Genomic DNA, 496 nt, shown 5'->3' on the forward strand with positions numbered 1-496 from the left:
GATGGCGGTCATGCCGAACTCGCGTACGCCATAGAACACGTAGTTGCCGCTGGCGTCATTGGCTTCGACGCCCTTGCAGCCCTTCCACAGGGTCAGGTTGGAGCCGGCCAGGTCGGCCGAACCGCCGAGGAACTCGGGCAGCAGCGGGCCGAAGGCGTTCAGGGCGTTCTGGCTGGCCTTGCGGCTGGCGATGGTTTCGCCCTTGGCAGCCACTTCTTCGATGTAGGCCTGGGCCTTGGCACTGAAGTCGGCCGGCAGTTCGCCGCGGGTACGGCGCTTGAACTCGGCAGCCAGCTCCGGTTAAGCCTTGGCGTAGGCGTCGAAGCGCTGGTTCCACTCGGCTTCGACCTGGGCACCGGCAGCCTTGGCATCCCACTCGGCATAGATGTCGGCCGGGATTTCGAACGGGCCGTAGTTCCAGTTCAGGGCCTGGCGGGTCAGGGCGATTTCGTCGTTGCCCAGCGGTGCGCCGTGGCAGTCTTCCTTGCCCTGCTTG

Annotated in this window: 1 pseudogene; it reads right to left on the reverse strand. The window is 65.7% G+C overall.

What is annotated here, in order from left to right:
- Positions 1-496: pseudogene (locus QWI17_RS08965) on the reverse strand (thiamine pyrophosphate-binding protein); the annotation flags it as partial.

The organism is Gilvimarinus gilvus (genome assembly GCF_030518155.1).
In the GTDB taxonomy this organism is placed as follows: domain Bacteria; phylum Pseudomonadota; class Gammaproteobacteria; order Pseudomonadales; family Cellvibrionaceae; genus Gilvimarinus; species Gilvimarinus gilvus.